Genomic DNA, 23,233 nt, shown 5'->3' on the forward strand with positions numbered 1-23,233 from the left:
GTTACAAAAACAAGAGGTTTTTCGTCAAATAGATAGAAATTATTATGCTATATAATTTTCCATAAATAGAAAAGGCTATAAAGTTAGTCTGTAATTTTCCTAGAAGGAAGGTAGATATGACTATTCATTTAAAATCATGCCGTTTTTATCGTTATGCCATTCTGGTGGGGCTGGGTTTAAGCCTACTCTTCAATCCCTTTGGGGCAGTGCAAGCGGCTGATGCAGCCCAGATGGCTATCGTCAATGGGGACAAAATCAATTTAAGGAGCGGCCCGGGAGCGAACACTGCTTTGGTAGGACAGTCGGATAAAGGAGCCCAATTACCCATATTAGCCAAAAATGGGGATTGGTATAAGGTACAGTTTAATGGCAAGGAGGCCTGGGTTGCAGGTTGGTTAGTCAATGTAAAAACAACCCCCACTACCAGTACACCTGGTAATAACACGGCAACGCCTCAGACAAATACAAAGGTTGCAGTAGTGAATGGGGATTCCCTAAATGTTCGGAACGGCCCCAGTACGACAAACAATGTAGTAGGCAATGTAAAAAAAGGGGAAAAATTAACGATCCTGGAGCAGAAAGGTGACTGGTACAAGGTACAGGGAACCAATATTACCGGTTGGGTAGCCAGTTGGTTAGTCACGGTTCAGAATAAACCGGATACTCCTCCCCCTGTGACAACACCCCCGGCCACGAGCAAGCCCACCACGGATAACCAAGTAGCAGTCATTAATACGGACAATTTAAACTTGCGTAGTGGGCCAGGAACCGATCACGGGGTGGCTGGACAGGTCAGCAGAGGTATTCGGTTGCCTATAATTAGCCGTTCTGGTCAGTGGGTACAGGTAAAACAAACCGATGGCTCCACGGCCTGGGTAGCAGGTTGGTTGGTGTCTGTGGTTGATCAGCCGGAACCTCCCCAGCCTAAACCAACTAGTTCAGGTGGTTATGCCTGGTTACCAAGCTTCCTCCCGGATGACCCGGATGACAATGAGAAAACCAATGAAAATACCCCGCCAGAGGACAAGCAGCACATACCAGGGGCAAAATTACTCGATGTTCAAGTGGTTGAAGAAGGAGACCACACCTATATCAATATTGTTAGTGATAAAGATATTAATCATAATACCTTTACACTATCAAATCCCTTTCGTTTTGTAGTAAATCTAAATGATGTTTCCTTAAATGATAAGCCATCAACCATCTCGGCCGAAACAGGGCTGGTGAGCCAAATCCGAACGGGTTATAATGAAGATCCCTATTACTCACGTTTGGTGATTGACTTAAAGGAGCAGGCCAGAGTGAAGGTCAGCCTAGCCAATGATAAAAAGTCCCTGACTCTGGATATCAGTAAAATTTCTTACAGTGATGGTATGGCAGGTAAAACTGTCTTCCTGGATGCCGGTCATGGTGGCAAAGACAACGGTGCCTCCGGTCAAAACGGTTTAAGGGAAAAAGATGTAAACCTTGATATTACCCTGAAGGTGGCGGACCTCTTAAAAAGGCAAGGAGCCAATGTTATTTTTAGCCGTGCCGATGATCAATTTATTGATCTGTATGAGAGGACCCGTATGGCCAATGAACAGAGTGCCGATATTTTTGTCAGTATCCACAGCAATGCCAACACGAACCGTAGCATTGCTGGAACCTCTACCTATTACTACGCTCCTTCCACCATACCAAATCTCTATCAACAAAAGGACGATCGTTATCGATTGGCCCAGGATGTTCAAAGGGAACTGGTGGCGACCCTGGGACGTCGTGATATTGGTGTATTGCAGTCCAATTTTGCGGTACTGCGTACCAGCATGATGCCCAGTATCCTGGTTGAAACAGCCTTTGTTTCCAATGCAGAGGAGGAGGCTTTGTTAGGGTCAGAGGAATTTAGAGAAAGGGCAGCAACTGCCATTGTTAATGGAATCAGTGCCTATTTTGATGGCAAATAGAAGCTGAAAGCGGACCCGGTGAATCAAACTCACCGGGTTCCTTTTTTGTTTAGGATGGAACACAGGGGGACGGTTCTTTTGTGTTGTTCTGTAGAACAACACAAAAGAACCGTCCCCCTGTGTTCCTGTTGCTCAGAATGACACCAATTTAAAGTTCATTATTCGATGCAATATAAAAATTAGTAGAAATTAATCGTTAAATAGGGAGGAAGAATTTCTAAAATGGGAGAAACTATTAGAAAAACTTGGCTCCCGCCATACCCTAAAAGGCATAACCTAAGGGTACAGGGCAAGTAGGCGGAAGCCTTAGCTTTTCTTATGCATGTCGGAAAGTTCATGAATTTTCGATGTGCGGAAAATCTGTTTTTTATAAAAGCTACTGTTAATTTAGGAGGTCTGCAGTTTTGGTTGAGGGGAAAAAACAATTAACTTTAGTGCTAGGCGTAATTGGGGCAGACGTTCACGCAGTGGGAAACCGAATACTTGAATATGCTTTCACGGAAGCGGGCTTTAAAGTAGTGAATATTGGTGTCATGGCTTCCCAAGAAGAATTTATCAATGCGGCAGTGGAAACCAATGCGAGTGCAATTCTTGTTTCTTCACTCTATGGTCACGGGGAAATTGATTGTCGGGGACTGAGAGAAAAAACCATTGAAGCAGGAATTGGCAATATCAAGTTGTATGTGGGTGGCAACCTGGTGGTGGGCAAACAGGATTGGCAAGAGGTGGAGAAGAAGTTTCTCGACATGGGCTTTAACAGGGCTTATCCACCGGGCACCATGCCCCAGGAAGCCATTGATGATTTAGCTAAGGATTTTGGTTTAACATGCTAAGGGGGTACAGGTATGGAACTGGCCCTATTAATTGACTTTGGCAGTACCTATACCAAGGTTACAGCGGTTAATGTAGAAACTGCCGAGGTTATGGTTACAGCCAAAGGACTTACCACGGTGGAGACGAATATTCTGGAAGGTCTCAATAAAGCCCTTGGGGAAATAAAACCTCATTTTGGCGGTGAACTACCCGAATTTCAGCACCGCTTGGCCTGCAGCAGTGCCGCCGGCGGCCTGCGCATGGTGGCCATAGGGCTGGTCAAGGAATTGACGGTGGAAGCTGCAAGGCAGGCGGCACTAGGTGCAGGTGCCAGGATACTGGGAGTCTATGCCCATCAATTAACCATGACGGAGATTGCAGAAATAGATAATCATCGGCCAGATATTATTCTGCTGGCCGGTGGTACCGATGGCGGTAATAAAGAAGTCCTCCTGCACAACGCGAATATGCTGGCCAAATTGAAAAGCGTCGCTACTATCGTTGTTGCCGGCAATAAATCCGCTGCGGATGAGGTGCAGGATAGATTACTGGCGGCAGGTAAAGATGTCAAAATCACAGCCAATGTTTTGCCTGAATTAAATAAGCTTAATGTTGAACCAGCCCGGGAGGCCATTCGGGTTACCTTCTTAGAAAAGATTGTTGAAGCAAAGGGCCTGCGCAGGGCGGAAAGCTATGTTCAGGGCGTGCTCATGCCTACCCCGGCGGCGGTTTTACATGCGGCAAAACTTCTGGCCACTGGTACCGAAGAAGAAGCTGGCCTGGGGGAATTATTGATTGTTGATATTGGAGGTGCCACCACAGATATTCATTCGGTGGCTGATGGTCACCCAAGTCGTTCCGGTGTTACCTATAAGGGCTTACCGGAACCCTTTGCCAAACGAACGGTGGAAGGAGATTTGGGTATGCGTGTCAGTGCCAGTTCCCTACTGGAGTCCGTAGGGACCCGTAGACTAGCCGCTGCAGCAGGTTTGCCTGAGGAAAAAGTCCTGGCCTATATCCAGCATGTACACAACCGTGTGGAGCAATTGCCAGACAATGAAGAACAATGGAAAATTGATACCACCATGGCCAGGTTAGCCACGGATCTAGCCATGTCCAGGCATGTGGGGACGTTGGAACAAGCCTGGACACCGATGGGGGCTATGTATATACAACATGGCAAAGATTTAACAGAGATACCTTTTCTAATTGGTACCGGCGGTGTCATCGTACAACACCCCAACCCCAAGGAAATCTTGGCGGGTGCCCTTTTTAAGCAAGATGAACCGATGGTGCTGCGACCCAAGCAGCCGAAATTAATGTTGGATAAAGAATATATCCTGGCCGCCGTAGGTCTCCTGGCCGAAGTAAAACCCACCGCAGCCCTAAGGCTGGCGAAAAAGTATCTAAAGCTTGTGATATAGGTCTTTGGGGTCGGCTATTAGCTAAAAGAAAAAAATCAAAGGCCAGGCCTTGCTATATAGAAAAGTCTATCGAAAACCGAAAGCCAAATGTCAAAAGCTACAAGCTAAAGACGAAAGGCTATAAGGAGTGTGAGATTCTTGCAATTAACCAATAAAAAGCTGGATTGGGATCAATTTTTGGAAATTCGTAAGGAGATACTCAACAGTTGGCCCACAGGACAAGAGGTTGATTTGGAAGAGGCCATCGCATATCAAGCCCAGATTCCTGCCAATCGACGGTTTGCGGAGAAATTGGCAGCGGCTAAAAAGGAAGGTGTTACCTTAGCCCAACCCAGGGCCGGTGTTGCCCTGGTGAGTGAACATATTGAGCTTTTGCGCTTTCTGGAAACAGAAGGGGAGGCAGACTTGCTGCCCACCACCATTGATAGTTATACCAGGCAGAACCGCTATAACGAAGCCCAGGCTGGGATTGACGAAAGTCGTGTGGTGGGGCGTTCGATGTTAAATGGTTTTCCGGCGGTTAACCACGGTGTTGTGGCCTGCCGTCAGGTGGTGGAAGCTTTAAAGTCCCCGGTACAGGTTCGTCATGGCACTCCCGATGCTCGGCTATTAACAGAAATTTCTTTGGCAGGGGGTTTTACAGCCTATGAAGGAGGCGGTATCTCCTACAATATTCCCTATGCCAAGGAAGTTCCCTTGGAGCGGTCTATTCGAGATTGGCAATATGCCGATCGATTGGTGGGATATTATGAAGAGAGGGGCATTTCGATCAATCGTGAGCCCTTCGGTCCCTTGACAGGCACACTTGTGCCGCCAAGTATTTCCCACAGTATTGCCATTATTGAGGCACTGCTGGCTGCAGAACAGGGTGTTAAGAGTTTAACGCTGGGCTATGGTCAGTGCGGCAACCTCATTCAAGATGTGGCGGCCATTCGCTCCCTGGAGGAATTGGCCGAAGAATACCTCTCTCGTTTTGGCTACTTAGATACGGTAATCACAACGGTTTTCCACCAATGGATGGGCGGTTTCCCCCAGGACGAGAGCAAAGCCTTTGGTGTAATTAGCTGGGGTGCAGCCACTGCGGCCCTGGCCAAGGCCACGAAGGTTATTGTTAAGACACCCCACGAAGCAATGGGCATTCCTACCAAGGAAGCCAATGCGGCCGGTATTAAAGCCACAAAGCAGGTATTAAATATGTTAAAGGATCAACCCCTGATGAAATCCCAGGAGCTAAAGGATGAAAAGGAGTTAATCAAAGCCGAGACCAGGGCTATCCTGGAAAAACTCTTGGATTTTGGCCAGGGAGATATTGCGGTTGGTACTGTCCGTGGTTTTCAAGCAGGGCTCATTGATGTGCCCTTTGCCCCGAGCCGTTTCAATGCCGGTAAGCTGCTTCCGGCCAGGGATAGCCTTGGGGCCGTTCGCTTGTTAGACTTTGGCAATCTACCCTTTGGTGAAGATATCAAGGATATGCACCGGGAAAAAATAGCTGCCAGAGGAAAATCCGAAGGCAGGGAACCCAGCTTCCAAATGGTCATTGATGATATCTATGCCATTGGTAAGGGTATGCTGGTGGGTAAGGCAAGATAAGATAGCAAATGATTATGGAGGCACAAAGCGATGAAAATAACCGGGGCTGTTGTTTCGCCGGGCTTAACAGGTTTTTACTTTGATGACCAGAAGGCCATCAAGCTGGGACGGGAACACGATGGGTTTGCCTACCTGGGTGAACCGGTTACCACAGGTTTTTCGAAGGTTCGTCAACGGGGAGAAGCCATTTCTGTGCTGCTGCTGCTGGAAAATGGTGCTGTGGCCTATGGTGATTGTGCAGCGGTACAATACTCTGGGGCCGGCGGCAGGGACCCCTTGTTTTTAGCCAGTGATTTTATCCCTGTGCTGGAGCAGGAAATTTTTCCCAAGCTCATTGGGCGGGAGGTTACAGGCTTTCGGGCCTTGGCCGAGGAGTTTGATCAGTTAACCCGCCCCGATGGCAGCCGTTATCATACGGCCCTGCGTTATGGCGTAACCCAGGCTTTACTGGATGCTGCGGCCAAAGCAGCCCGGTGCACCATGGCGGAGGTGGTGGGCAGGGAATACAATTGCCAATTAACAGACAACCAGGTGCCTATTTTTTGTCAAACCGGTGATGAACGTTATGACAATGCAGATAAAATTATTATCAAAAGAGCGGACGTATTGCCCCATGGCTTAATTAATAACGTAGAGGAAAAGTTAGGGCAGCATGGAGAGAAGCTGCTGGAGTATGTGACCTGGCTAAGGGAGCGTTGCCAGCAGCTGGCCGATGATAACTACACGCCCATTTTGCATATCGACGTTTATGGTACCGTTGGCCAGGCCTTTCAGGAAAACCTCCCTCGCATGGCGGATTACTTGGCCCAGTTGGAATTGGCTGCATCACCCTTGAAACTGCGCATTGAAGGTCCGCTGGATCAGGGCAGTAAACCGGCGCAAATCCAAGCATTGGCAGAGTTGCGGCGATTGTTAGAGCAGCGGCAGATTAATGTGGAGATTGTGGCAGATGAATGGTGCAATACCCTGGAGGATATCCGGGAGTTTGTGGATGCCAAAGCAGGGCATATGGTGCAGATTAAAACACCGGATCTAGGTGGTATTAATAATACCATTGAAGCCATCTTATACGCTAAAGAGCGGGGCATTGGAGCCTACCTGGGTGGTACTTGCAATGAGACCGATCGTTCAGCACAGGTTTGCGTTCATATTGGTATCGCTACCCAGCCGGATCAAATGCTGGCCAAGCCGGGCATGGGTGTGGATGAGGGTTTCATGATTATCTACAATGAAATGAACCGCACGCTGGCTCTGCTCCGGGCTAAGGGGGTAATTTAGTCTGTGCGGAAGATAGGAATGACCACCACCATTCCGGCGGAGGTGGTTTATGCCGCTGGTCTTATACCAGTGGATCTCAACAACATTTTTATTGGCCATGAAAATCCACAGTCATTGGTGGAAGAAGCAGAGGTGGCGGGCTATCCGCGTAACCTCTGTTCCTGGATCAAAGGACTTTATTCCACCACCATGCAGAGTGACGACATTCAAACCATTGTCGCCGTCACTCAGGGAGATTGCAGCAATACACACGCTCTTATGGAAACCTTGGAAATGGCCGGAGTCAATGTAATACCCTTTGCTTTTCCCTTTGACCGGGATTATGATTTGTTAAAATTGCAAATGGAAAAACTAATGGCTGCCCTGGGAACCACTTGGGATAAGGTTTACCAGGCTAAGAAAAGAATGGATGCAGCCAGAAGCAAAGTACATGAACTTGATCGCTTAACCTGGCAGGGTGATCGTGTTAGGGGCTGGGATAACCATTTGTTCCAGGTCTGCTGTAGTGATCTGGAAGGAGACCCCGAGGGTTTTGGACGCCGGGTGGATCAGTATCTAGCAGAACTGCCAAACAAGCCTCCCATCAAAGCCAAGGTAAGGCTGGCCTATATCGGGGTGCCGCCCATTATGGATGATTTGTATGACTATGTGGAGGAGCGGGGAGCCAGAGTGGTCTTTAATGAGGTGCAGCGGCAGTTTGCCATGCCCTTTGACACCGATGATATTGTGGAGCAGTATCGATTATACAGCTACCCCTATGGAATATTCTATCGCTTAGAAGATATTAGCAGGGAATTGGAGAAACGGCAGGTAGATGGGGTCATTCACTATGCCCAAAGTTTTTGCTACCGCCAGATTGAAGATTTAATTATTCGGAAGAAATTAAAATACCCCATTCTTACCATGGAGGGGGATAAACCCAATAAACTGGATGCCCGCACCCGGATGCGGCTGGATGCCTTTTTGGATATGCTGAGGTGATATCTTGATTTGTGGTATTGATTTAGGTAGTAGAAATGTAAAAATAGCCCTTATGGAACAAGAAGGCAGCTTTTCCTTTCATCGGTTTGACACCGTTTCTTTTTACCGTGAACATGGTAAAAGTGTCAACGGGGAATTACAGGTGGATTTCGAGGCCCTGGGCTTAGGCGTGCCAAAGAAAATCGTGGCCACAGGCTATGGTCGGCAGACGATTAATCTGAAGGGTGCAGAGATCGTGCCAGAGATTAAGGCCCACGTGCTAGGTGCCATCTACCAAACCGGACTCCAGGAATTTACCCTGCTCGATTTAGGCGGCCAGGATAGCAAGGTGGTTCTGGTTGCCCGGGGTAAAATGATGGATTTTCAAACCAACGATAAATGTGCCGCCAGTACCGGCCGCTACCTGGAAAACATGGCGGCGGTACTAGACATTAAGATGGAGGAACTAGCCAGCTATGATGAAAACCCAGTGGACCTAAGCTCAACCTGTGCCATCTTTGGGGAAACGGAGTTAATCGGCAAAGTAGTGGAAGGGCACCCCATTGCTCACCTGGGGGCAGGGGTAAACTACACCATTTTTAAAAGAATTAGGCCAATGTTAACCAAGCTGCTCACCAACACCATCGTCTTCACTGGCGGTGTTGCCCATAATCAGGCTCTGGTTAAAATAATAGAAAGAGAAATGAAAGTACCCGTCCTAGTACCCAAATACCCCCAATACAACGGAGCCATTGGCTGTATAGCCTTTGCTCTTGGGTAGTCCTTAGAACAAAAAACTGCGAGGTGTCACCAATTTGAAACTCACCGTTCTTGGCTGCTGGGCACCTTACCCCAGGGTTAGTGGTGCCTGCTCCGGTTATCTGGTACAAGATATGGGGCAGAATCTGCTAATTGATGCTGGTAATGGTGTGCTGAGCAAAATGCTGCAGCATATTAATATTGAGGATCTGGATGCTGTGGTGCTAAGCCACCTGCACCCGGACCATATGATGGATATCTATTGCCTGAGACATGCCATTGAGTCTGCCAACCGGGAAGGGCGTATGAACAGGATTGTGCCCCTGTTCATGCCCACTGGCCCGGCGGAGGATTTTAACAGGATCATGGGCTTTACCAAGGCCTTTCAGGTGCAGATAATTGACGAAATGCCTGAGCCCAGGGAAACAATCCTCGCTGGTTTAAAGATAACCTTTGTACCAGGCAAACACAATCTGCCAGTGTACAGTTTAGCGGTTAAGGGAACGAGGAGACTTGTTTTCTCCGGGGATACCGCCTATAATGAGGATTTAATTAAACTAACAACCGGAGCAGACTTACTTCTCTGTGAGGCCAGCGGCCTCGATAAAGATGCAGACTACCTCAAAGATAATCATCTGACTGCCCGTCAAGCTGGCCAAACAGCCGCCGCAGCTAATGCCAAGCGGTTAATGATTACCCACTTTTACCCTGAATATGTCCTTTCCGAATTGCAAAGGCAGGCTGAGGAGGGATTCGGGCAAACTACGGAATTGGCCAGGGAAGGAGCTACCATCGAGATTTAAAGGGGGAGAAGCATTGCCAGTGTCCATTATTCATGAGTACTTAATGCATGCGGTCTATTTTGCACCCAGGGGACGCTACCGATTGCTGGCCCTGGGCGGCAGCTTGTCTCACCGCTACCTCAGCCCGGGGGATCTCTTAATTGGTTTTGTGGGAGATGCCGGAGCGGGCAAATCACTTCTTATAAGAGGGATGTTTCCTGGGCTAGAACTTACCAATGATGATGATGGAATCAATGTACGCCCATTGCCCCTGCTGGATGATTTTGAGAGAAAACATTTTCGTAGTCGAACTTATCACTTGGATGTACGGTTTGAAATGGCCTTTACCCAGCCTTGGACCATTGTAGAGGCTATAAAAGAGGCCATTAAACATGACAGGCGTGTTATTATCGAGCATTTTGATCTGATCTATCCGATGCTGAAAAGGAATGCACAAATATTGATTGGTATCGGCGAGGAAGTGATTGTCACCAGACCCAACATTTTTGGACCGGAGCCCCAGGAAATTGTAGATATCGTCTATGAATCACTGATCTATAGAAAAATGGCCCATACCGCTGAGGATATTACCGGGTTGGTATTGGAGCATGAATTTGGCATTAAATGCCCCAAGTCCCACAACGATATTAAGCACGGTTTTGTTATAGAATTTGGCGAGAAACCAACTCTGGATCTTGATGCATTGGAAAACAGAGTAAAAGCAATTATTGATAAGGATTTTTGTATTTACTACCACGATGAAACAAATATTAAAGTAGGGGAAAACCTGATCTTTCCTTGTACAGGTCCACGGTTGCATGTGAAAAAAACCAGTGAAATTATTAATTTCCGTCTGGTGAAGGAATTTATCTGGGACCCCATGGATGAACTTTATGGCCTGGTAGGTTTAGTTGGCTCTGTGGATGAAGGGAATAGCCCCGCGGCACCACCAGACCAGTTCCAGCTTATCCGAAGGGCCCGGGGGCGATCCAAAGCGGTTACATAAGGAGGCAAATACAGTTGGAGAGAGTTGACGGAAGAAAGCAGAATCAAATACGCCCGGTGAATATGACACCCAATTATAACAAGTATGCGGAGGGATCCGTTTTAATCGAGGTGGGGGATACCCGAGTTATTTGCACTGCCACTGTAGAAGAGAGGGTGCCGCCTTTTTTAAAGGGGCAGGGTAAAGGCTGGGTTACTGCCGAATATTCCATGATTCCCCGGGCGACCGGCAGCCGCACAGTAAGAGAAGCTGCCAGAGGCAAATTGGGTGGTCGGACCATGGAAATACAACGATTAATTGGCCGCGCCCTTCGCTCGGTGGTGGATCTCGAGGCTCTGGGTGAGAGGACCCTTACGCTGGATTGTGATGTTATCCAGGCCGATGGGGGTACTCGTACTGCATCCATTACCGGGGCCTATGTGGCCATGATTTTTGCCTTGAACAAATTAGTGGAACAAGGTATGCTAAAGAAAATACCAGTGCGAGATTTTATCGCTGCCACCAGTGTAGGAATCGTTAGTGGTAAACCAATCATTGATTTATGCTATGCAGAGGATTCTGCCGCAGAAGTCGATATGAATGTGGTCATGACAGGAGCAGGTCGTTTTATTGAAATACAAGGTACCGGTGAGGAAGCAACCTTTTCCAGGGACGAAATGAATAAGTTGTTGGATTTAGCCACGGCTGGCATTCAAGAATTAAATAATGTGCAGCGCCAGGTACTGGGTGATATCTCTGCCAAGATAGGGTAGGTGTCAGGTTTTGAAATTGGTCTTAGCAACCAACAATCAAGGAAAAGTTAAAGAATTAGATGAAATGTTAAAACCCCTTGGTTTTCACGTCATTCCCATCGGCGAATATCCTGGGTTTAAAGAGGTGGAGGAAGACGGGGAGACCTTTGCCGATAATGCTATAAAAAAGGCGAAAGCTGCGGCTGAATTCACAGGAGAGCTAGCCCTGGCAGATGATTCTGGCTTAGAAGTGGATGCATTGAATGGTGCACCTGGGGTACATTCTGCCCGTTTTGCCGGGGAACCTAAGGACGATGCTGCAAATAACGCCAAATTATTACGGATGTTGGATAATATCCCCCCAGAGAAACGCACGGCCAGGTTCCGCTGCGCCATTGCCATTGTTGAACCTAACGGCACAACCCAGACAACGGATGGTACCTGTGAGGGGTTAATTCTAAGGGAATTAAAGGGTGAAGGTGGTTTTGGCTACGACCCCCTCTTTTATGTGCCGGAATATAAACAGACCTTTGCGGAATTAAATTTAGAAAACAAAAACTCCATCAGTCACCGGGGGAAAGCCCTCATAAAAGCGATGGAACTTTTGAAAAGCCTTTATATTTAATCAGGAGGGCTAAGTTTTGCGAATTTTGGTTGTATCGGATACCCATGGACAACTGGATGTTATTTATAACATCACCCAATATATTGGTGACGTGGACCTAATCCTGCACGCCGGTGACCATTACCGGGATTGTGATAAGCTGGCCTATACCCTGGAAATACCCGCCAGAGGTGTGCGGGGCAACTGTGATTACGCAGGAGATGGTCCACTGGAGGATATTTTAATTGTAGATGGCCTGAAAATTTTTATAACCCACGGTCACCGTCATGGCGTAAAATATGGCACCGACACCATAATCAAAAGGGCCAAGGAATTAGGGGCAAAGGTGGCCATTTATGGGCATACCCATGTTTCCGATTTCCGAGTGGTCGATGACATTGTTATTATGAACCCAGGAAGTCCAGTACAGCCAAGGGGACGCAAAAGGCCCTCGGTTGGACTCATCGATATACAGGATGAAGAAATTGATATAGAGATTTTCTTTATCGACTACTTTTTCCCATAAAAATAAACTGTTTTGGAGCACAGGGGGACGGTTCTTTTGTGTTGGTCTAGAACAACACAAAAGAACCGTCCCCCTGTGCTCCTGTGCCCTCCGTTTTATTTGTCGGTGGGTCGAAAAAGAAATATTGACAATCGCTGTGGATTTGATATAATAATATTCGTTCCGGTGAACAAGCAAATGCAATTAAGTAATGCGGGTGTAGCTCAATGGTAGAGCGTCGGCCTTCCAAGCCGATTACGTGGGTTCGATTCCCATCACCCGCTCCATAAGATGACTTTTTTGGAGCTTAACCATAATTTGTCCGTTTTGGACAAGTTATGGTTTGGTTTTTTTTTAGAACATTTAAAGGCTCTTAGCTTGTCGCAACGATTGATAACTCTGTATGATCGGTCTTTATGACTAGGAAAGCGTAGTAAGCAGACGATTGACAGAGAAAAAGAAACCCTTTAGCGAATAAAATATTAAATTACCACCCGACTCCCTCAGACGGTAGTTTAGTAACTTTTCTCTGGTTTTGTTAATAATCTGAAATTTGTTAGAATAATTATTAGTTAGCGAGAAAACTTCGCTTTAAATTTTATAAAGGAGAGTGATCCCATTACCATGGGTGACGACACGTCATTCAGTATGCTTTTGGCATTACAGGTCCTGTTGGCATTGTTTTTAGTCTTTCTCAACGGTGTTTTTGTGGCTGCAGAGTTTTCCTTTGTGAAAGTTAGGCACACTCGACTGGCCCAACTGGTGGCTGAAGGAAATCGTCAGGCCAAGAGCGCCCAAATCTGTGTCAACAACATCGATGCTTACCTATCGGTTTGCCAACTGGGAATTACCCTGTCAAGCTTGGGTCTAGGGTGGCTGGGAGAGCCGTTGGTAGCCAAATTTTTAGAGCCGGTACTGCATTTCATAGGAGTAACCTCCGTTGCAGCGGTCCACACCATTTCCTTCATCATTGCCTTTGCTTTGGTGACCTTTATGCATGTGGTTTTTGGGGAGTTGGTACCAAAATCACTGGCCATTCAAAAGGCGGAGAGTGTAACACTATGGTTAGCTGGGCCGATGCGTCTATTTTATGTCATCTTCTACCCCGGCATTGTGATTTTTAATGGCACTGCCAACTGGATCCTTCGCCGAATGGGGGTGCAACCAGCCAGTGAGCATGAAGAAAGTCACAGTGAAGAAGAATTGCAGATGTTGGTCTCCGAAAGTTACAAAGGTGGGCATTTGGATAAAAATGAATGGCGCTTACTCCAGAATGTTTTTGAATTCGAAAATAGAGTGGCCAGGGAAGTAATCGTCCCCCGTCCAGAGGTTGTCTTCTTGGATTGCAAAAAAAATCTGGAGGAAAACCTGGCCTTAGCTCGTCAAACCGAGCATACACGCTATCCTTTGATGGATGGGGATAGCGACCATGTGGTTGGCCTAGTGCATATTAAAGATTTATTTAGGTTGGCACCAGGAACGAGCATCGACAAAGTAAAACGGCCTATTATGATGGTACCCGAAGGCGTTTCGCTGGATCGGTTGCTTAGAGAATTTCAACAAAATCATCAACAAATGGCCCTCGTAGTGGATGAGTATGGCGGCACCAGTGGAATCATTACAATGGAAAACGTGCTTGAAGAACTGGTGGGCGATATCCAGGACGAATTTGATCAAGAACAACCACAGGTTGCCCCTATTGAAGAGGGTACGTTTATGGTGAATGGCCGTATATTACTAGAAGAAGCCACGGAATTATTCAAGTTACCCGTGGATGAAGAGGAAGAATATGATACCTTGGGTGGCTTTGTCTTTGGCAGATTGGGTAAGCGGCCGAAGGTAGGTGATGTGGTGGAATTGCCCGAACACAAACTAGAAGTTGTGGAGATGCAAGGCCTGCGCATTCACCGCATACGCTTAAATATTTTAAATAGCAATTTGCGGGAAGATAGCAATGTTGCTTCATAGATACCAAAGGAGAGCCTGTTCTTGATGAATAGGCCCTCCCTTTTTGATTACTTTTTCACCACCAAGGTCAATGCATATTTTTAATATAGCTTACAAGGCACCTAAAAAGGGGCTTTTACACAAAATGCACTATAACGCAGAACTGTACACTTTCGTGGTAATTTTGTATAATAGATGTTGAAGTGAAGATCCAATTTATCAAGGAACAATTTAAGAAACGGAAGCAACCATTCATTCCCCTCAGCCACTTATCACTAATTAGGTCAGCAGCATGGCCAGTCGGCAAAGGTTTTCTGCAAAATACAGCCCTTATGCAGTCCTTAATGATATACTTTAGTGAGGCAGAGCCTTTTAAATTGAAGGAGCGTGTGAGGGTACCTATGTTTAAAATTTTGGATCATTTGGAGTAGGCACAGCGAAGGCCGCCTGGTATTAGGCCATGAGATGTGTAGGGTTCTTATTTTGCAGAATGAGGGGGAGCTAGTGATATTCAAGAAGTATAAGGAAAGGTTTTTCAAGCTCATTAGTATTCGTGACTGCCCATATAAACTGGCAAAAAGCATTTCTTTGGGTTTTTTCTTAGCCCTGCTGCCCTTGCCGGGTTTGAATTTGGCAGTAGGTGTAATTCTAGCGAAGTTGTTTAGACTCAACGTGGTGGCCACAACGATACCAGCTGTACTTTTAACCTATGTTTCTCCCTTTTTATACTATTTTAATTACAAAACAGGTGCTTTGTTTATCCACTCCGGCGAAAAACCACCGCAGGAGTTTGTCTATGACCTTTCCTTTTGGGAGAAGATTGCTAATTTCTTTGCCCAGGCAGGCCCAGCCTATTTGCTAGGCAGTGCCATTAATGCTACGCTGGCGGCATTTTTATCATATTTCATTTTCCTTTACTTTTATAAAAAAGCTTTTCCCCTTTTTGTCAAGAAAATTGGTTTATGGAAGGTTAGAAGGCATATAAAAGAGAAGGACGCTTCTATGTTCAGAATAAGCAATTGGAAGAATCTTAAGTAATGGGTTGGTATGAGTACATGAGAAGTGCCTGGGGTTTAGAACCTCGGGCATTTTGACCTTATATGCTGTACGGAAAAACCACCCATTTGACGGTATGTTTATCATACGATATAGTTAAACCCATGAAACGATGAGGACTAATTTGCACCGAGAGATTATATTACAACACTAAAGGGGTTTGCCATGAGAATTTGGTTTTCAATTATTTTAATTATATACTCTGTCTCGAACTTTCTAATTGGGAGACAACTTTATGATTTATTGAAAATAAATAAATTGGTTTATTGGCCAATCTTTATTTTAATAGCCCTTTCCCCCTGTTGGGACGTTTCAGTGCCATAAGCGTCTTTGAAAAGATAGGCAATTATTGGATGGTCTTTTTCTATTTTGCTACCTTTGTGGCAGTACTTGGTCTTTTTATTAAACATAAACCCTTTATCCTTGGCTGCTACTTATTAATCTTTTTGGCTATTTTCTATGGATCTTTTCAGGCTAAAAATATAAAGGCCGAGCACTATGATATTACGATACCCAAGCAGGCAAATGACCTACGAATCGTCTTGCTATCGGATATCCATATTGATAAACAAAAGAGCCAAGGCTTTGTGGCTAAAATGGTTGAAGATATTAATGCTTTAAACCCGGATATAGTAGTTTTAGCGGGGGATATTTTCGATGACAGGGATATTAACTCTCTAAAAAGGGAGCAAGAGACCTTAAAGGGGATCCATGCAAAATATGGGGTATACGGAGTTTTGGGTAATCATGAATACTACACTGGTAATCTAGATGAAAGTTTGGCTATCTTTAAAGATGCCAATATAACGATACTGAGGGATGAGGTTGTTGAGGCGGCAGGAATTTATATCGTTGGTCGTGAGGATGTTTCCAGAAAAAGAAAGAATTTGCAAGACATTTTACAGCATGTAAATAAGGAGAAACCCATCATATTGCTGGATCACCAACCGGTGGCCTTCGATGAAGCAAGGGAAAATGGAGTTGATTTGCAACTCTCTGGCCATACTCACAGGGGGCAATTTTTTCCAAACCAACTCATTACGAAGAGGGTTTATGCCGTGGATTATGGTTACCTGGCGATGGATACGTTGCAAGTTATCGTTTCGTCTGGCTATGGTACCTGGGGACCGCCTGTACGCATCGGTACCCAGTCAGAAATTGTAGACATTAAAATCGCCTTTAGGAAAAACGCAAGTCTCTAAAAGAATGATGCAATCTAAATATAGCCTGGCAGATTAAAAATCGGCCGGGCTATATTTATAAAAAACCCAGGTCAGCATACCCAGTGTTATATGGGACAGAAAGCTAGTGTTGTTTTCCCTTAGGGGTATGGTTACAAATTGATTTCCGTTACAATAATGTTGGGGATGTATTGGTTAACGGGGGAGTCGGTACAAATGGGAGATTTTAAATTTAACTCGAAGTTTATTGAAATAGAAGGCAATAACATTCATTATTTGGATGAAGGGAATGGTGAGGTACTGCTAATGCTGCACGGTAATCCCACTTGGTGTTACCTGTACAGGCATTTCATACCCGAATTAAGCTTGGATTACCGTTGCATAGCGCCGGATTTTCTGGGATTTGGCTGGTCCGATAAGCCTGTGGGGGCAGATTATAGCCTGCAGGCCCAATTAAAACGGTTAACCATTTTTATCGAGAGGCTGGAACTGGCGGAGATTACCCTGATAATCCATGATATTGGCGGAATTATTGGCCTTTCTTGGGCGGCAGAACACAAACACTTGGTTAAACGTCTCGTCATATTAAATACCAGTGGTTCGGTACCAGCTGTTTGGTATGACAATCGATATTTACCCCCTTGGTCTTATCTGGTACTTTGGCCTTTACGAATACCTGGGGTAGGGGAACTGCTGGTACAGGGCTTTAATATCCTCCAGAGGATGGTCATGCCCTTAGCCTTTGCCGACCAGCGAGTATTTACCCGGGAGGCCCGACGGGGTTTTCGATTACCCTATCGGTGTAAAGCGGACCGTGTGGCACAACTTAGCACAGTAAGGCAAATACCGATTCTTAAATCGGACCCGGTATATCACATGCTCCTTAAAACCGGCCAAAGGCTAAAAGGCTGGCAGGTACCCACCCAGATTATCTGGGGTATGAAGGACCCCGCCTTTTCGCCAAAGCTGATTAAAGACCTGGAACGCTTATTGCCAAACCATCGGCCAACTCTGCGGCTGCCAGGTGCAGGGCATTTTCTAATGGAGGAACAGCCCACAGCCATTCTTGAAAAAATAAAAGAATTTTTAACGGACTAAAGAAAATACATTAAGAGAGCAAAGTAGCCCAGGGCACTGGCGACGGCTGTAATCGTAACACCTTTATGCCTTATTTGAGGCAGAATCCGGAATAGGCAATACAATGTCCATAGTAGCCCGAAAAGCATAAGAAAGGTCTGAAGAAAGCTGCAGGCATTGGTAGTAAAAAGTTGCTGTTTGCCAATACCATATACTAACTGCAGGGAAATTACCTTCAATTCATCGAATTTAGACCCTAACTGGTAGGAGATATTAGCTGCGGCAATTAATGGTGTAAAACCCAGGGACAATCGCAGGTAAGGAGTAAAATATTTGCTTGATAAGTGCTTTTTTACATAAGCAACGACAATCACCAGTAATAAGGTAAATAACAACCAGTAAAAAAGGTTAAACAACAGTTTCCATTGGAAAGGATAATGAGCTTTGATACTTTCCATGGTTAATGGTGGGATCAGCATAAAGGCGAAGAAAATCACCAAAACCGCAAAACCCCCGTGGACATTGGAAAGCATAAAAATTTCCCGACCCGGTGGCCTTAGACTAAATTTAATGGAATCGTTAGGACAGTTGGTTACACATTTGAAACAGAGCTTGCAGTTAATATTGCTGTCAATATACATGGCATGCAGCAGCATGGGGCAGCCTGAACGACTGTTGCCTTTATAGCAATTAAAAGACATGCATTGGTTTTGACAAATGTCTGTTTTAGTTCGCAGTTCGACCACTGAAAGGGTAGAACTTACAGCAAAAATCGCCCCTAGGGGGCACATGTAACGGCACCATACGTGACCCTTAAATAATAAACCACAGGTGATGGCGGCTAAAGAGATGGCTATGAGTAACAAGCTAGTTAGGTAGGTGGAGTCTTTAATGACGAAATATTCTTCATACCATAAGATTAAACTGAATAAGAAACCAATCGTGATGTAATAGTAACGGGTTAAAAAAGCAGGGAAGTGTTTTTCAAAACATTTTAGATGCTGTGCTATTGAAGCCAACTGAGAAAAGGGGCATATTGAACAGGCTGTCCTGGCTAGCACAAGGCAAGCAATAATAATGGCTGGCCCCATAACCTTCCAGGTTAAAAGGCTAATGAAGGGATTATCATTTCCTCCGATATAACTAAATAAAAGGATACTAAGAAAAATTATGGTTACCAGCAGTTGTGCCCTTTGGGGCCATTTTTGTTGTTGGATAAGTTCCTTGAAAAATTGCCAATTGAGGAGGTTATAGCCGGTGAGGCTGCGGGTGACCTCCCCTAGAATGATGCTATCTGCTTCGATGACCTTGCCCTCGGTCAATATTACTGCGCGGTCGATGATTTCTTCTAGTTCCTGAATATTGGATTGTTGGTAATCGTGGGAGAGCAGCTTTTCAACGGCATCTGGGGCCAACTCCATTATTTCTTTATTGTGCTTTGTACATTTAAGTTCTACAAAATGCTTTAGTAATTCAGGGATGTCTTTTTTTCTATTACGCAGAGGCTCTAGGTATAGACCATTCCGAAATAGTGGATAACAGGTAACGCCAGGAAATCTTTTTTCTATATATTGACTAGGGTTGTTAAGCAGGGAGGCCATAATAATTCTGACTTCCCTGGAGCGGTTGACATATTCCAGCAATCTGAGCAAGGCCCCCCTGGGCAACAGCTCAATGTCATTGAGGTAAAGGGTGCCACGCTGGGCCAGGTCAAGGTAGCTAAATTGATCGAGTGGGGTACTGGTTTTGGACAAAGGACCCAGTAGCTTGTTACCTTCCTCATCCTGTGACAGTTCCTCACAATCCACAACAATAAAGGGTAATTCCTTTCTTTTACTTTGTCTATGGATCAAATTTGCGATTAAAAGTTTGCCTGTACCCTTTTCCCCGGTTAACAGTAAGGGTTCACTGTGTTTAGCTAAATCGTCCATTTTATGCCGCAGTACCTTGGAAAATTTACTTTGCCCGACCAAACGGTTTAAGTAACTCCTAGATTCCAGCATAAAGGTAGCCAAGGCCAGTTGTTTATCTTTGGCTGCTGTATTTTCAAGATTTACCTTTTGAAGTTGACTGGATAGGGTTTTAATAATTCGGTTGCTAAGATTAGGTAGTAAATGAATAAGTCTCTGGAAGGCATTATCATCGAAGATAATAACCTGACTTTTTCGAACTGCACTTATGTTTACAGGGGATGGCTCCCCGGTAAGTAAACAAATATCACCATAATAGTCCCCGGATAAAAGCCGATCCAGGATTACTTTTTCACCGTTTTCATCCGTCGTATAAACCTCTAATTCGCCGGAACTAACGATGAAAAAATTCCTTAATACTTCCAACTGATAAATAATGGGATCTTGGACCCGTAGGGTCTTTAATGTGCAATCTTTACTAATAGCATGTAAATGCTCAGAGGGAATCCCTTTGAACAGGTTAAGGTCATGCAAGGTTTTATAAATCAAATCCTCAGGGGTTTGCCATGCCATATTATCACCCAATTATTCTTATCTATAACTAGTTGGTAGTAGCATAATATATTTTGACAATTCGGACAATACGATTTTGTGGAATTTTTAATCATTAGGCACTGGCAGAGGTCTCGCAATGTTCCTTTGCCGCAGATGTATAGTGGGGGAGATAAATTATACAATGTGTGCCGATTCCTTCTGTACTTAGCACTTGAATCTTACCCCTATGGGCTTCTATAATGGATTGGCAAATAAACATACCAAGTCCTGTGCCATTGGTTTTTGTGGTGAAGAAAGGCACGAAAATATTTTCTATTGTTTCTTCTGACATACCGGAACCGGTATCGGATACGGTTATACAAAATTGTTCGTTTTCATAAGCAACCGTTATAAACAAATACCCCCCGTTTGACATTGCCTCAATTGCATTTTGGCAGATGTTTAATAATACTTGTTTTATTTGTTTCCCATCAATAAAACAGCTTGCTGGTATCTTTAAGCTTTGGCATTCAATTTGGATGTTCTTTAGAAGGGCCTGGGGCTTAACCAAGGTTGCGATGCCCTTAACCAATGTACTTAATGAATGGTGTTCAAGTAGAGGATGACTTGGTCGGGATAATCGAAGGAAGTCATTAATTACTGAATTGGCAGAATCGACTTCTCCAATGATGATATGGGCATATTGGTTTAAAATGTTGTCGGGAGAGGATTTTTCCTCTAAAATTTGGGCAAACCCTCTTACGGCAGTGAGGGGGTTTTTTACCTCATGGGCCATACTCGCAGCCATTTGACCAATAACTGCTTGTCTATCCTTAATTATTAATGCGTCTTGGGTTTGTTTTAATTCTTGCAGGGATTTCCTTAGGTTTTCTTCCGATTTCTTATGCTCAATAATTTCATTGCGTAATTGCTCATTGACCTTATTTAATTCTAAAGTCCTTTCTGCCACCTTTTTTTCTAATTCATTGTGGGCTTTAAGCAAAGCGTTTTTTGCCACCCTTAAAGATTCCTCAGAGTTGCGGATGGAAAGGAATAAGGGAGCAATTTTTGCAGTGCCGAATAGCAGTAATAAAGAAACGATTAAAGCGATTATTTCGGCATAGAGGTGAGAGGGATATAATGGAAATTGGTTGGTTAGAACAGAGATTAAAGTAACCGAACGCCGAATAATTTGAACGAATATAGACATGGAAATTAAAAGCCAGGCTGTACGTGATTTTGTGACTTTAATTAGCCTAAAGGAAAAATAGCAGGCAAATAAAAGGCATAATATGGATGTGCATATTATAAAAATTAAAAGGTTAAACACAATTGAGCACCTCTAAGCAATGAAGAGTTTGCCAAATAATAATAAAGTAAGTTGGAACGATCTGGGGAGTAATAACTAAACCTATTTTTATAGTTTTTTTATTATATTACAAGAGAATATTTCCAACAAAATCTATTTATTATCGACATCAGCGTAAAAGGGACGTTTCATTTGGCGCTAAGCGATAGCCCAAACGAAACGTCCCTTGCCATTAATTCGCTTGATTTAATTTAGTTTTTATAAATATTTCTTTCTGGCAAAGATCAGTGCGATGATTAGTGAGAGGGTTAAGCAAAAAAGCATAACGGTGATAAAGGCATAGGGAGCATCCTGCAAGGGCAGGTCTACGTTCATGCCGTAAAAGCTGGCGATCATGGTGGGAACAGCTAGGATAATTGTAATGGAAGTTAAAAATTTCATGACAATGTTAACATTGTTGGAAATCACAGATGCAAAGGCATCCATCATACCGCTTAAGACATTACTATAAATATGGGCCATCTCAATAGCTTGTTTGTTTTCTATGATGGCATCTTCCAAAATCTCTTGATCATCCTCATACATTTTTAAGTAGTTGTTCCTTAACATCTTCTCCATAACCGCTTCATTGGCTTTTAAAGAAGCCGTAAAATACACTAAGCTTTTACTAAGACTTAAAAGGGAATAAAGTCCCTCATTACGCATGGACTGATGGAGTTCTTCCTCAATCCGATTGGTTTTTTGGTTAATCTGTCGCAAATATTTTAAGTAATAGGTAGCAATAACATAAAGTATTTGCAAGACAAACCGAGTTTTCTTAAAGGTGTAGAGATCCTTGACTCTTTTTTGGGCAAACTCTTCGATGATTTTATTTTCTCTTAATGTAATGGTAACAAAATAATTATTCGTTACAATAATGGTAAGGGGAATGGTATCATATAAGAGGGAATTGTTTTGTTGCCGTACCTCCACCGGGATATCTACGATGATCCAGATATAGTGATCTTCCCGCTCAATTCTGGGTGTTTCTGCTTCATCCAGAGCGTCCGAGATGAATTCATGTTCTATGTTTAACAGTGTGAGAACCTGGGCAATTTCTTCCTCCTGCGGATTTACCAGACTAATCCAGGTGCCAGCTTCGATGGCTTTCGTTTCTTCCAATGTACCATCCGGTCTAGACATATATGTTTTTAGCATGTAAATATCCCCCGATAAGATTTTACCTCCCCTATTATGCCCGGGGAAACCTTTTTGAATAAAAATTGTACTTTTTATATAAAGGAGAGAAAAAATGTTTTGTCAATTGGATCAAGTAAAACAAATTTTGGATACCGCAGCCGCTGTGAAAAATGTGCTGGGTGAGGAACAGACGGGTGAAGGGGTTTTCGCCCGTAAGGCATGCTCCATGCTGTATGGGTTACTCTTAATGAAGGATTATGATGTGTTTATTCAAGGCGGTACGATTCATTTGCAAGATCAAGAGTATCCTCACCAATGGATTGAAATGTATTTGGATGGGGTACCCTTCATTTTAGATATCTGCTTAGGAACGGTGGCAGGCTTAATTAAGGACAATCAGGAAGATATTTATTTTCTGCCAGAGGAAGATGCGGTCATGGAATATGGTTATCAGGTGCACCAGGAATATCCCTGGCTAAAAGGGGACTGTCAGCCGGAAACTTGGCAAAGGGTCATAGAACGATTAAAACTGCCAACCACCGTCGAGCAGTTGTTGGAGGAAATTGAGGAAAACAGTATCTAAAGAAAAGGAGTGTTTACCACAGGTAGGCACTCTTTTTATGCCGCGGCAGAAGGAAATAC

At 44.5% G+C, this 23,233-nt stretch carries 20 protein-coding genes and 1 tRNA gene; 18 read left to right on the plus strand and 3 right to left on the minus strand.

The features are described from left to right. Positions 1 to 116 precede the first annotated feature (116 nt). The 17 genes from AC1U9Z_RS04445 to AC1U9Z_RS04525 all read left to right on the plus strand — a co-directional run bounded on the left by AC1U9Z_RS04445 (position 117) and on the right by AC1U9Z_RS04525 (position 17,680). Positions 117 to 1,946: an N-acetylmuramoyl-L-alanine amidase gene (locus AC1U9Z_RS04445; protein ID WP_333532003.1), complete on the plus strand. Its 1,830-nt coding sequence runs from the start codon at positions 117 to 119 to the stop codon at positions 1,944 to 1,946. Positions 1,947 to 2,350: 404 nt separating this feature from the next. Then, the gene (glmS, locus tag AC1U9Z_RS04450) at positions 2,351 to 2,779 is read left to right on the plus strand and encodes a methylaspartate mutase subunit S (RefSeq protein WP_333532002.1); all 429 of its coding nucleotides are present in this window, start codon (positions 2,351 to 2,353) and stop codon (positions 2,777 to 2,779) included. 12 nt (positions 2,780 to 2,791) lie between these two features. Then, positions 2,792 to 4,183 carry a methylaspartate mutase accessory protein GlmL gene (gene glmL / locus AC1U9Z_RS04455; RefSeq protein ID WP_479955924.1) on the plus strand — a complete coding sequence of 464 codons (1,392 nt, stop codon included), beginning with the start codon at positions 2,792 to 2,794 and terminating at the stop codon, positions 4,181 to 4,183. 138 nt (positions 4,184 to 4,321) lie between these two features. Further along, the gene (locus AC1U9Z_RS04460; RefSeq protein WP_333532000.1) at positions 4,322 to 5,773 is read left to right on the plus strand and encodes a methylaspartate mutase subunit E; all 1,452 of its coding nucleotides are present in this window, start codon (positions 4,322 to 4,324) and stop codon (positions 5,771 to 5,773) included. 30 nt (positions 5,774 to 5,803) lie between these two features. Further along, positions 5,804 to 7,051: a methylaspartate ammonia-lyase gene (locus AC1U9Z_RS04465; RefSeq protein ID WP_333531999.1), complete on the plus strand. Its 1,248-nt coding sequence runs from the start codon at positions 5,804 to 5,806 to the stop codon at positions 7,049 to 7,051. 3 nt (positions 7,052 to 7,054) lie between these two features. Continuing rightward, a complete protein-coding gene (locus AC1U9Z_RS04470; RefSeq protein WP_333531998.1) occupies positions 7,055 to 8,032 on the plus strand; it encodes a 2-hydroxyacyl-CoA dehydratase family protein in 978 nt (325 codons plus the stop codon). A gap of 4 nt (positions 8,033 to 8,036) precedes the next feature. Further along, positions 8,037 to 8,792, plus strand: a complete 756-nt coding sequence (locus tag AC1U9Z_RS04475; RefSeq protein ID WP_333531997.1) for an acyl-CoA dehydratase activase — start codon at positions 8,037 to 8,039, stop codon at positions 8,790 to 8,792. 34 nt (positions 8,793 to 8,826) lie between these two features. Beyond that, positions 8,827 to 9,573, plus strand: coding sequence for an MBL fold metallo-hydrolase (locus AC1U9Z_RS04480; RefSeq protein ID WP_333531996.1), 747 nt, complete (start codon positions 8,827 to 8,829; stop codon positions 9,571 to 9,573). Positions 9,574 to 9,586: 13 nt separating this feature from the next. Next, entirely contained in the window at positions 9,587 to 10,558 is a 972-nt protein-coding gene (locus AC1U9Z_RS04485) for an alanine-tRNA synthetase second additional domain-containing protein (RefSeq protein ID WP_333531995.1), read from the plus strand. Between the two features lie 14 nt (positions 10,559 to 10,572). Next, complete coding sequence (rph, locus tag AC1U9Z_RS04490) at positions 10,573 to 11,310, plus strand: ribonuclease PH (protein WP_333531994.1); 738 nt, start codon at positions 10,573 to 10,575, stop codon at positions 11,308 to 11,310. 10 nt (positions 11,311 to 11,320) lie between these two features. After that, on the plus strand, positions 11,321 to 11,914 hold the full coding sequence (locus AC1U9Z_RS04495) for an XTP/dITP diphosphatase (RefSeq protein WP_333531993.1): 594 nt from the start codon (positions 11,321 to 11,323) through the stop codon (positions 11,912 to 11,914). 16 nt (positions 11,915 to 11,930) lie between these two features. Beyond that, positions 11,931 to 12,419 carry a metallophosphoesterase gene (locus AC1U9Z_RS04500; RefSeq protein WP_333531992.1) on the plus strand — a complete coding sequence of 163 codons (489 nt, stop codon included), beginning with the start codon at positions 11,931 to 11,933 and terminating at the stop codon, positions 12,417 to 12,419. A gap of 192 nt (positions 12,420 to 12,611) precedes the next feature. Next, a tRNA-Gly gene (locus AC1U9Z_RS04505) sits at positions 12,612 to 12,685 on the plus strand. A gap of 337 nt (positions 12,686 to 13,022) precedes the next feature. Further along, complete coding sequence (locus AC1U9Z_RS04510; RefSeq protein ID WP_333531991.1) at positions 13,023 to 14,366, plus strand: hemolysin family protein; 1,344 nt, start codon at positions 13,023 to 13,025, stop codon at positions 14,364 to 14,366. Between the two features lie 483 nt (positions 14,367 to 14,849). Continuing rightward, on the plus strand, positions 14,850 to 15,383 hold the full coding sequence (locus tag AC1U9Z_RS04515) for a DUF2062 domain-containing protein (protein ID WP_333531990.1): 534 nt from the start codon (positions 14,850 to 14,852) through the stop codon (positions 15,381 to 15,383). Positions 15,384 to 15,754: 371 nt separating this feature from the next. Then, positions 15,755 to 16,603, plus strand: coding sequence for a metallophosphoesterase (locus AC1U9Z_RS04520; RefSeq protein WP_333531989.1), 849 nt, complete (start codon positions 15,755 to 15,757; stop codon positions 16,601 to 16,603). A 195-nt stretch (positions 16,604 to 16,798) separates the two neighbouring features. Then, complete coding sequence (locus tag AC1U9Z_RS04525; protein ID WP_333531988.1) at positions 16,799 to 17,680, plus strand: alpha/beta fold hydrolase; 882 nt, start codon at positions 16,799 to 16,801, stop codon at positions 17,678 to 17,680. On the opposite strand, the gene AC1U9Z_RS04530 is transcribed toward AC1U9Z_RS04525, so the two are convergent. From AC1U9Z_RS04530 to AC1U9Z_RS04540, 3 genes are all read right to left on the minus strand, one after another. Next, positions 17,677 to 20,142 (minus strand): cyclic nucleotide-binding domain-containing protein, encoded by a 2,466-nt coding sequence (locus AC1U9Z_RS04530; RefSeq protein ID WP_333531987.1) that lies wholly within the window; start codon positions 20,140 to 20,142, stop codon positions 17,677 to 17,679. The genes AC1U9Z_RS04525 and AC1U9Z_RS04530 overlap by 4 nt on opposite strands. 94 nt (positions 20,143 to 20,236) lie before the next feature. Beyond that, on the minus strand, positions 20,237 to 21,313 hold the full coding sequence (locus AC1U9Z_RS04535; protein ID WP_479955928.1) for an ATP-binding protein: 1,077 nt from the start codon (positions 21,311 to 21,313) through the stop codon (positions 20,237 to 20,239). Positions 21,314 to 21,670: 357 nt separating this feature from the next. Next, positions 21,671 to 22,609: a magnesium transporter CorA family protein gene (locus AC1U9Z_RS04540; RefSeq protein ID WP_333531985.1), complete on the minus strand. Its 939-nt coding sequence runs from the start codon at positions 22,607 to 22,609 to the stop codon at positions 21,671 to 21,673. A 94-nt stretch (positions 22,610 to 22,703) separates the two neighbouring features. On the opposite strand from AC1U9Z_RS04540, the gene AC1U9Z_RS04545 reads away from it, so the two are divergent. Continuing rightward, the gene (locus tag AC1U9Z_RS04545) at positions 22,704 to 23,174 is read left to right on the plus strand and encodes a hypothetical protein (RefSeq protein ID WP_333531984.1); all 471 of its coding nucleotides are present in this window, start codon (positions 22,704 to 22,706) and stop codon (positions 23,172 to 23,174) included. Positions 23,175 to 23,233 lie beyond the last annotated feature (59 nt).

Source organism: Desulfotomaculum sp. (assembly GCF_982386235.1).

What these genes read in the sequence shown, in the direction of transcription:
- AC1U9Z_RS04445 (WP_333532003.1), top strand. Translation starts at nt 117, where the DNA reads ATGACTATTCATTTAAAATCATGCCGTTTTTATCGTTATGCCATTCTG.
- glmL (WP_479955924.1), top strand. Translation starts at nt 2,792, where the DNA reads ATGGAACTGGCCCTATTAATTGACTTTGGCAGTACCTATACCAAGGTT.
- AC1U9Z_RS04465 (WP_333531999.1), top strand. Translation starts at nt 5,804, where the DNA reads ATGAAAATAACCGGGGCTGTTGTTTCGCCGGGCTTAACAGGTTTTTAC.
- AC1U9Z_RS04510 (WP_333531991.1), top strand. Translation starts at nt 13,023, where the DNA reads ATGGGTGACGACACGTCATTCAGTATGCTTTTGGCATTACAGGTCCTG.
- AC1U9Z_RS04520 (WP_333531989.1), top strand. Translation starts at nt 15,755, where the DNA reads ATGGTCTTTTTCTATTTTGCTACCTTTGTGGCAGTACTTGGTCTTTTT.
- AC1U9Z_RS04525 (WP_333531988.1), top strand. Translation starts at nt 16,799, where the DNA reads ATGGGAGATTTTAAATTTAACTCGAAGTTTATTGAAATAGAAGGCAAT.
- AC1U9Z_RS04530 (WP_333531987.1), bottom strand. Translation starts at nt 20,142, where the DNA reads ATGGCATGGCAAACCCCTGAGGATTTGATTTATAAAACCTTGCATGAC.
- AC1U9Z_RS04535 (WP_479955928.1), bottom strand. Translation starts at nt 21,313, where the DNA reads ATGTCTATATTCGTTCAAATTATTCGGCGTTCGGTTACTTTAATCTCT.
- AC1U9Z_RS04540 (WP_333531985.1), bottom strand. Translation starts at nt 22,609, where the DNA reads ATGCTAAAAACATATATGTCTAGACCGGATGGTACATTGGAAGAAACG.
- AC1U9Z_RS04545 (WP_333531984.1), top strand. Translation starts at nt 22,704, where the DNA reads ATGTTTTGTCAATTGGATCAAGTAAAACAAATTTTGGATACCGCAGCC.